This is a genomic window from Dorea chungnamensis, from assembly GCF_039832125.1.
Taxonomy (GTDB): Bacteria; Bacillota; Clostridia; order Lachnospirales; family Lachnospiraceae; genus JAFBIX01.
Window position 1 is genome coordinate 65219 of the sequence record NZ_JBDOHT010000014.1, and the last position, 9325, is coordinate 74543.

The 9325-nt window shown below is 34.1% G+C and carries 7 protein-coding genes; all 7 read left to right on the forward strand.

Going from position 1 to position 9325, the window contains the following annotated elements; all coding sequences use genetic code 11:
- The first annotated feature begins 28 nt into the window (after nucleotides 1-28).
- The 7 genes from ABE613_RS12095 to ABE613_RS12125 are packed head-to-tail and all read left to right on the forward strand — an operon-like array spanning nucleotide 29 to nucleotide 9158.
- Nucleotides 29-829 (forward strand): glycosyltransferase family A protein, encoded by an 801-nt coding sequence (locus ABE613_RS12095; RefSeq protein WP_347376492.1) that lies wholly within the window; start codon nucleotides 29-31, stop codon nucleotides 827-829.
- 8 nt (nucleotides 830-837) lie between these two features.
- Entirely contained in the window at nucleotides 838-1527 is a 690-nt protein-coding gene (locus tag ABE613_RS12100; RefSeq protein WP_235233849.1) for a glycosyltransferase family 2 protein, read from the forward strand.
- Between the two features lie 9 nt (nucleotides 1528-1536).
- Complete coding sequence (locus ABE613_RS12105) at nucleotides 1537-1899, forward strand: DUF2304 domain-containing protein (protein WP_235233848.1); 363 nt, start codon at nucleotides 1537-1539, stop codon at nucleotides 1897-1899.
- The gene (locus ABE613_RS12110) at nucleotides 1896-4679 is read left to right on the forward strand and encodes a GH25 family lysozyme (protein ID WP_347376493.1); all 2784 of its coding nucleotides are present in this window, start codon (nucleotides 1896-1898) and stop codon (nucleotides 4677-4679) included. The genes ABE613_RS12105 and ABE613_RS12110 overlap by 4 nt, the downstream gene beginning before the upstream one ends.
- Nucleotides 4680-4693: 14 nt before the next feature.
- Nucleotides 4694-6796 (forward strand): L,D-transpeptidase family protein, encoded by a 2103-nt coding sequence (locus ABE613_RS12115; protein WP_347376494.1) that lies wholly within the window; start codon nucleotides 4694-4696, stop codon nucleotides 6794-6796.
- 22 nt (nucleotides 6797-6818) lie between these two features.
- Nucleotides 6819-8129 carry a UDP-glucose dehydrogenase family protein gene (locus tag ABE613_RS12120; protein WP_347376495.1) on the forward strand — a complete coding sequence of 437 codons (1311 nt, stop codon included), beginning with the start codon at nucleotides 6819-6821 and terminating at the stop codon, nucleotides 8127-8129.
- A gap of 3 nt (nucleotides 8130-8132) precedes the next feature.
- A complete protein-coding gene (locus ABE613_RS12125; RefSeq protein ID WP_347376496.1) occupies nucleotides 8133-9158 on the forward strand; it encodes a GDP-mannose 4,6-dehydratase in 1026 nt (341 codons plus the stop codon).
- Nucleotides 9159-9325 lie beyond the last annotated feature (167 nt).

Here is a 9325-nt window from a genome sequence, read left to right on the forward strand (position 1 = left end):
GATAATAGAAAATAAAAGGAAGGTTATTATGAGTGAGTTAACTAAAAAACATACTTTTGTAATATGTGCATATAAGGAAAGTCCTTTTTTGGAAGAATGTATTATTTCTCTGAAAAAGCAAAAACTAAAATCCAATATTATAATGGTGACATCAACCCCTAATAGTTACATTTCTTCTTTAGCAGATAAATATCAAATATTATTAAAAGTTAATACGGGTGAAAGCGGAATTGTTCAAGATTGGAATTTTGGATATAATCAATGCAATACTCCCTATGTTACAATTGCACATCAGGATGACATATATTTTGAAGAATATTCTTTACATGCAGTTTCATGTTTAGAAAGATGCAAAAAACCATTGATTTATTTTTCTGATTATTGTGAAATTAGAAATGGAAAGAAAGTTGTTAATAATCAATTGTTAAGAATAAAAAGAATATTGTTATTACCATTAAGAATTACCCTACTGCAAAGAAGTAGATTCATTCGGAGAAGGAGCCTTGCTTTGGGAAATGGAATATGTTGCCCGGCGGTTACATTTGCTGTAAATAATTTGCCAAATCCTGTTTTTACAGTTAATTTTCGATCGGATGAAGATTGGGAAGCTTGGGAACGTATTTCTAAATTAAAAGGTTGCTTTTTGTATGATTCTAGTATACAAATGGGACATCGTATTCATGAGGAATCGGAAACGTCAATTATTCTTGGAGATAATGCAAGAAGTAAAGAAGATTATGAAATGTTTTGTAAATTTTGGCCAAAATGGATGGCTAAAATTATAGTGAAATTTTATTCTAAAAGTGAAAAATCAAATAAAGTTAACTAGGAGATAAAATGAAAAAATTAATCATAATACCAGCTTATAATGAAAGTGAGAATATTGAAAAAACGGTAACAGCAATAAAGAAAAATGCACCTGATTTTGATTATGTGATAATAAATGATTGTTCGACAGATCAGACAAGAAAGATATGTGAAAGGAATCATTATAATATTATTAATCTTCCGATTAATCTAGGGATTGGTGGTGCAGTACAAACTGGATATAGATATGGATATGAAGAAGGGTATGATGTTGCAGTTCAAGTAGATGGAGATGGACAACATGATCCTCAATTTTTAAACACGATGGTAGAATATTTAAATGAAAATAATTTGGATATGGTTATTGGTTCAAGATTTATTAATAAAGAAGGCTTTCAGTCATCTGGTACAAGGCGAATTGGAATTAAGTATTTTACAATATTAATTCGTGTATTGACGGGTACAATGATTACAGATCCCACATCTGGATTAAGAATGGTTAATAGAGAAATAATGAAAATATTTGCATATGATTACCCTAAGGACTATCCAGAACCAGAGAGTGTAGTTTCGATTCTTAGGAAAGAGAAAAAAGTTAAAGAACTTCCAGTTATAATGAAAGCAAGAGAAGGTGGTGTGTCATCAATCTCACCTAAGAAATCTATTTATTATATGATAAAAGTAACTTTGGCTATTTTAATTGAGTGTATTAGAAAGTAGGAAAAGAAAATGAGATTACGAATTCAAATAATTGTAGCAGTAGTTATAATAATAGCTTTATGCATTATAATTAATATGATTAGAAAAAAAGCTTTGGAATTAAGATATGCATTGGCCTGGCTTTGTGTTGGAGTTGGAGTCCTTATACTGGATCTGTTTCCAGGAATTATGAATTGGCTGGCAGTTTTTATGGGAATTGAACTTCCTATTAATATGTTGTTTTTTTTGGGATTTTGTTTTTCGTTAATTATCATTTTTGGATTGACGATGTCTATATCTAGAATGTCAATACGTATTAAAAACTTAGCACAAGAATTGGCATTATATGAGAAAAGGCAAGAAATGCAGAAAAAAAAGGGTGAAAAAGAATGAGAAGATTTATTTCAATGATGTTACTTTTTTCCTTGATTTTGATTAATGTAAACATGATATCTTTTCAAGTGAATGCAGATAACGAAAGTTTTAGTCAAAATGATGAAGTAACGCAAAATAACTTAGAAGGTGTCATACAAGAAGAAAATATAGAGAATGAGAAAACAGAATTAACTGAGGATATTATTCTGAATAATGAAGAACAACTGGAGAATTCAGCAAATTCAATAAATCCAGAGGAAGGAGACCATGCAAATAGTTGGCGCTACACGGACGGACAGTTGTTAAAACCAGAGTCATCTGCAAAAAGTAGAGCTGCAGTTTATGCATATCATTCGAATGCTACGAGAACAGGAATCGATGTGTCCGAGCATCAGGGAGAAATTGATTGGGAAAAAGTAAAAGAATCAGGGGTGGATTTTGTTATTCTTCGGTGCGGATATGGAATGAATTTGACGGATCAAGATGATAAGTTTTGGGAAAGAAATGTTTCGGAATGTGAACGTTTAGGAATTCCATATGGAGTATACATATATTCCTATGCAACAAATACAGAGAGGGCATTGAGTGAAGCACAGCATGTATTACGCTTGATAAATGGTCATAATCTTTCGTATCCGATTTATTTTGATATGGAGGATAAAAGTACAATCGGAAGCAATTTGGGCGAAATTGCTCAGACATTTTGTTCTACAATTGAAAAAGCCGGATATGCGGTAGGTGTGTATGCAAATCTTGATTGGTGGAATAATTATTTGACGGATGTAAGATTTTCACAATGGCATAGATGGGTAGCACAATATAATTCTACATGTCAATATTCGGGAGAGTATGCAATATGGCAGTATACTGCATCAGGAAGAGTATCGGGAATATCTTCAGATGTTGATATGAATTATTTGATTGGATATCCAGAGAATCATGGAGTGTCAATGTCTGTTTCGATACCAGAGGAAGTAAAGGATGTTGTTTTATATTCAGCGCATATCCAAGATTCTGGATGGTTGGATAGAGTTTCAAATGGAAAAGTTGCGGGGACTGTAGGATTAAATAAGCAGCTAGAAGCATTTGAAATTAGTATTCAAAATTTAGAAGGAGTAAACATAAAATATAGTGCATGTATTGATGGAAATTGGCAAGACTATGTGACGAATAGTGAGGTCGCGGGAACAACAGGGAAGAACAAGGCAACTGAAGCTATAAGAATAAAATTAGAGGGAGAGAATGCTGAAAATTACAATATATATTATCGGGTTTATATAAATGATCTGGGATGGCTAGGATGGGCATTTAATGATGAGATGGCAGGGACCAGTGGATATGGGTATCCTATAGAAGCATATCAGATTGCGTTACTTCCAGCAGGATCAGAAGCGCCTGGAAATACTGAGAATGCATATTTAAAGAAACCGAGCGGTATAAAGTATAAAGCGCATGTACAGGATATTGGTTGGCAAAGTTATGTAGAAAATGGAGAGACAGCAGGAACAACGGGAAGAAATCTGAAAGTAGAGGCATTAAAGATAGAACTGGAAGACCAAGAATATGAAGGAAATGTAGAATATTGTGCATTAGTACAAGGAATTGGCTGGCAAGATTATGTATCAAATGGAGAGATGTCTGGAACCGAAGGGGAAAATAAAAAAATAGAAGCGATATCGATAAAATTAACAGGAGAAATGCAAGAAAGATATGACATCTATTATCGAGTACATACAAGTGATATTGGCTGGCAAGGTTGGACTAAAAATGGAGATAAGGCTGGAACAGAAGGGTATGGAAAAAAAGTAGAAGCAGTGCAAATTAAACTTGTAAAAAAGGGTGAAGAAGCGCCTGGAAATACTGAGAATGCATATTTAAAGAAACCTAGCAGTATAAAGTATAAAGCGCATGTACAGGATATTGGCTGGCAAGGTTATGTAGAAAATGGAGAGACAGCAGGAACAACGGGAAGAAATCTGAAAGTAGAGGCATTAAAGATAGAACTGGAAGACCAAGAATATGAAGGAAATGTAGAATATTGTGCATTAGTACAAGGAATTGGCTGGCAAGATTATGTATCAAATGGAGAGATGTCTGGAACCGAAGGGGAAAATAAAAAAATAGAAGCGATATCGATAAAATTAACAGGAGAAATGCAAGAAAGATATGACATCTATTATCGAGTACATACAAGTGATATTGGCTGGCAAGGTTGGACTAAAAATGGAGATAAGGCTGGAACAGAAGGATATGGAAAAAAAGTAGAAGCAGTGCAAATTAAACTTGTAAAAAAGGGTGAAGAAGCGCCTGGAAATACTGAGAATGCATATTTAAAGAAACCTAGCAGTATAAAGTATAAAGCACATGTACAGGATATTGGCTGGCAAAGTTATGTAGAAAATGGAGAGACAGCAGGAACAACAGGAAGAAATCTGAAGGTAGAGGCATTAAAGATAGAACTGGAAGACCAAGAATATGAAGGAAATGTAGAATATTGTGCATTAGTACAAGGAATTGGCTGGCAAGATTATGTATCAAATGGAGAGATGTCTGGAACCGAAGGGAAAAATAAAAAAATAGAAGCGATATCGATAAAATTAACAGGAGAAATGCAAGAAAGATATGACATCTATTATCGAGTACATACAAGTGATATTGGCTGGCAAGGTTGGGCTAAAAATGGAGATAAGGCTGGAACAGAAGGATATGGAAAAAAGGTAGAAGCAGTGCAAATTAAACTTGTAAAAAAAGGAGAAGTGGCACCTGGAAGTGTAATTAATTCTTTTTTGCAAAAATGATGTGAGGGATAACAATGAAAAGGAATTTTTTTGGGAAAAAAGTTATAGCATTTCTTTTAGTCTTAATTTTTTTTAATTTATCGATATTTTCAGTACATGCAGAGGATGTAGAGAATATTGAATATGATGCATTGGAAGAAAATGGTGGGAATGTTGAAAACGAAATATTGGAAGAAAATGTTTTTGAGGAAAATAGTGAAATAGAAAAAGAAGAAAAAAAAGTAAAAGAAAGTGGAGAAGAAGCACAAGAAACACAAGAAACACAAGAAACACAAGAAACACAAGAAACACAAGAAAAACCAACAGTTAGATATAGTGTTCATGTACAAAATATTGGCTGGCAAAATGAAGTGGTAGACGGAATGACTGCAGGGACAGTAGGAAAAGCGCTGGCTGTAGAAGGAATTAAAATTGAATTAGATGATTTGAATAGTCTGGATGGAAAAATTGAATACGAAGCACATGTGCAAGATATTGGTTGGCAAGAGTCTGTAAATGATGGACAATTGGCAGGAACAGTAGGAAAAGCAAAGGCTGTTGAAGCAATTAAAATTAGATTGAAAGGTACAATTTCTGAACAATATGATATATATTATCGGGTGCATTCGGCAAAATATGGATGGTTTGATTGGGCGAAAAATGGAGAACTTGCAGGAACTGTTGGATTTGCATGTGCAATGGAAGCTGTTGAAATAGTATTGTATGAAAAGAATGATGTTAATGCACCTGTTGTTACTGGTAAAACGTATCTTACAGAGCGGAATATGGGAAATGTAATGTATACAGCACATGTTCAGAATATTGGATGGCAATCAAAAGTAAAAGATGGATCAACAGCAGGAACAACAGGAAAATCGCTCGGAATAGAAGCGATAAAAATTGAAGTGGGAGAGCAACTAGGAGGATCAGTTATATACAAAGCACATGTGTCTGGAATTGGTTGGCAAGATTCAAAATCGGATGGACAATTGGCAGGAACAACAGGGCAAAGTAAGTCTATAGAAGCAATATGTATTGAATTGGATGAAAAATTAAATAGTCAATATGATGTCTATTATAGGGTACATGCTGCAAGATACGGATGGTTAGGCTGGGCAAAGAATGGAGAAATAGCAGGAACAGTAGGATATGCATCAGCCGTAGAAGCTATTCAGATTCAATTAGTTGAAAAAGAAAGTGAGAACAAGCCAAATCAAACAGGAAGAAGTTATTTGTCGAGAGAATGTATAGCTAAAATTGAGTGTCAAGCACATGTGTCTGGAATTGGTTGGCAGGATACTAGATATATAGGTGATATTATTGGAACGACTGGTGAAAATAGAAGTATAGAAGCAATGGCGATGTCCATAAAAAATGATGATAAAGGTTCTTTATATACAGGGGGAATTACATATCGACTTCATGTTTCAGATATCGGTTGGCAAGATTGGAGGAGTGACGGAGATATTTCGGGAACTGTTGGTCAGGGAAAAAGGGCCGAAGCAGTGCAAATTAAATTAACGGGAGAAATGGAAAAATATTGTGATATTTATTATCGAGCTCACGTTTCAAATTTTGGTTGGTTAGGTTGGGCAAAGAATGGGGAAGAAGCCGGAAGTTCAGGGTATGCCTATAAATTAGAGGCTATTCAGATTATTGTTTTACCCAAAGATATAGGTGCGCCGGGAAATACAAGTGGGCATTATAAAAAGGCGCCTGTAGTAGGACAAGAAATGTTATTAAGAGCGAATCTTTATTCAAGTACAACGCCATATCTCATATTAGTAAATCGAAGTACACATAAGGTTGGTATATTCCAAGGAGCACGAGGATTTTGGAATAACATCGTTATGTGGGATTGCGCAGATGGAGCTCCAAGTACTCCAACTGTAGAAGGTGTCTTTAATGTAGGAAGTAGAGGATATTATTTTGATTCGGGAGCTTCAAGATGCTTTTGGTGGACTCAGTTTAGAGGAAATTATTTATTCCATTCGGTATTGTATAATAAAAATGGAACATTACAAGATGGAAGAGTAGGGATGCCGTTGTCTCATGGATGTGTAAGATTAAAGATTGAAAATGCTAAATGGATATATGATAATATACCATCTGGAACAACTGTAGTAGTTTATCATTAAATAAGAGAGGTGCTTAAATTATATGAAATTAGTTGTGGCAGGAACGGGATATGTTGGTTTAGTTGCAGGGGTATGTTTTGCTGAAAAAGGTTATAATGTTACATGTGTGGATACAGATGAGAATAAAGTTAAATTAATGGAGTCTGGTATAGCACCTATCTATGAGAAAGATTTGGAAAAATTAATGAAGAAAAATTATAGAGAAGGTAGGCTGCATTATACAATAGATTATATTGAGGCATATCGAGATGCAGATGTTATATTTATTGGAGTTGGAACACCAGAAATGCCAGATGGAAATGCAGATCTTTCATTTATAGCGACTGTAGCAAGACAGATTGCAGAAAATATTGAGAAAGATTGCTTGGTTGTTGTTAAATCAACAGTTCCTATTGGGACTAACGATAAAGTAGAAAGATGTATTGCAGATTTCCGCGTAAATGATGTGAAAGTGGAAGTAGCCTCTAATCCGGAATTTTTGGCACAAGGAACAGCAGTGCATGATACCTTAAACGCACCTCGCATTATTATAGGTACAGAAAGTGAACGTGCAGAAAAAATTTTAAAAGAGGTCTATAGACCTTTTAACATTCCAATTGTATCGGTAAGTAGGCGTTCGGCGGAAATGATAAAATATGCATGTAATGATTTTTTGGCATTAAAAATATCATATATGAATGACATAGCTAATTTGTGTGAGTTGGTTGGTGCCAATATAGAGGATGTTGCAGAAGGAATGAAATATGATAAAAGGATTGGTGAATGCTTTTTAAGGGCAGGGATTGGTTATGGAGGAAGTTGTTTTCCGAAAGATACGAAAGCGTTAAGCTTTTTGGCGGAGAAAAGAGGATATAAATTAAGAACTGTGGAAGCTGCAATTGAAGTAAATAAGGAACAAAAATTAAAACTTATTAAAAAAGCAAGTAATAGGATGATAACATTTGCTAACTTGAAAGTGGCAGTTTTAGGTTTGACGTTTAAACCAGAAACAGACGATTTGAGAGAAGCTCCTTCGTTAGATAATATTCCAATTTTGCTGGAGCATGGAGCGGATGTTTGGGCATACGATCCTGTTGGGGAAAAAAACTTTGCAACATTATACCCGCAGGGAAGATATAACAAAGGAAATATGAATTATGCAAATTGCATTGAAGAAGCTTTGAATCAAGCAGATATTTGCTTCGTTTTTACTGAGTGGAGTGAAATTAAAGATATTGCACCTGAAGTATTTAAAAGATGTATGCGTATTCCATTAGTATATGATGGGAGAAATATATACAACCCAGAGGAAATGAAAAATAATGGGATAGAATATTATAGCATAGGTAGGTAAATAATGGATAAAAAAATCATTTTAATAACTGGAGCAGCAGGGTTTATAGGTTTTTTCTTGTCAAAAAGAATCCTGGAAGAAAATAAAGATAATGTTGTTATAGGATACGATAATTTAAATGATTATTATGATGTGCGCTTGAAAAATGAGCGACTCCAGTTGCTGGATAAATTTGATAATTTTGTATTTATAAGAGGAGATTTGAGAGATAGAAAAAAAATAAAAGAAATCTTTGAAAAATATTCACCTGATATAGTGATTAATTTAGCGGCACAAGCAGGAGTTAGATATAGTATTACCAATCCAGAAGAGTATATTGATAGTAATATTATAGGTTTTTTTAATTTATTAGAATGTTGCCGTCATTCTTATGATAGTGGGGAAAATGGTGTTAAGCATTTGGTGTATGCATCTTCTTCATCTGTGTATGGATTAAATAAAAAAGTGCCATATTCAGTAGAAGATAAAGTGGATAATCCTGTTTCATTGTATGCAGCAACTAAAAAAAGTAATGAGTTAATGGCATATGCATATAGTAAATTATATGATATTCCAGTAACTGGATTAAGATTTTTTACAGTTTATGGACCTATGGGACGTCCGGATATGGCATATTTTTCCTTCGCTGATAAAATGGTAAAAAATGAAAAAATACAAATCTTTAATTACGGAAATATGTATCGAGATTTTACATATATTGATGATATTGTTGATGGTATTCTTCGAATTATGAAAAAAGTTCCCAAACAGGATGAAAATGGAGTGAAATATAAAGTTTATAACATAGGAAATAATAAGCCAGAAAGTTTAATGGACTTTGTAAAAATATTAGAAAATCTTTTAATGAGTAAGAATGTAATAGAAAAATCGGTAGAAAAAGAATATTTGCCTATGCAACCTGGCGATGTATATCAAACATACGCAGATATTAGTGAATTAAAAAAAGATTTTGGATATGCGCCAAATACTAGATTAGAGGACGGATTGGAAAAATTTGTTGATTGGTACAAAGAATATCTGAGAAGATAATAGAAATAAAAACAGTCGATAAAAATTGGCTGTTTTTATTGGTTGTGGTGCGCCTAGCGGCGCACGTTTCTCAAGGGTTAAAGTCCCAAATCCGCCCGGTAGTGGGAAGGATATAGTCGAAGGCAAGGGTGTCGAGGGTGACCTCGAATCTGAAGGAAGCCGGATGT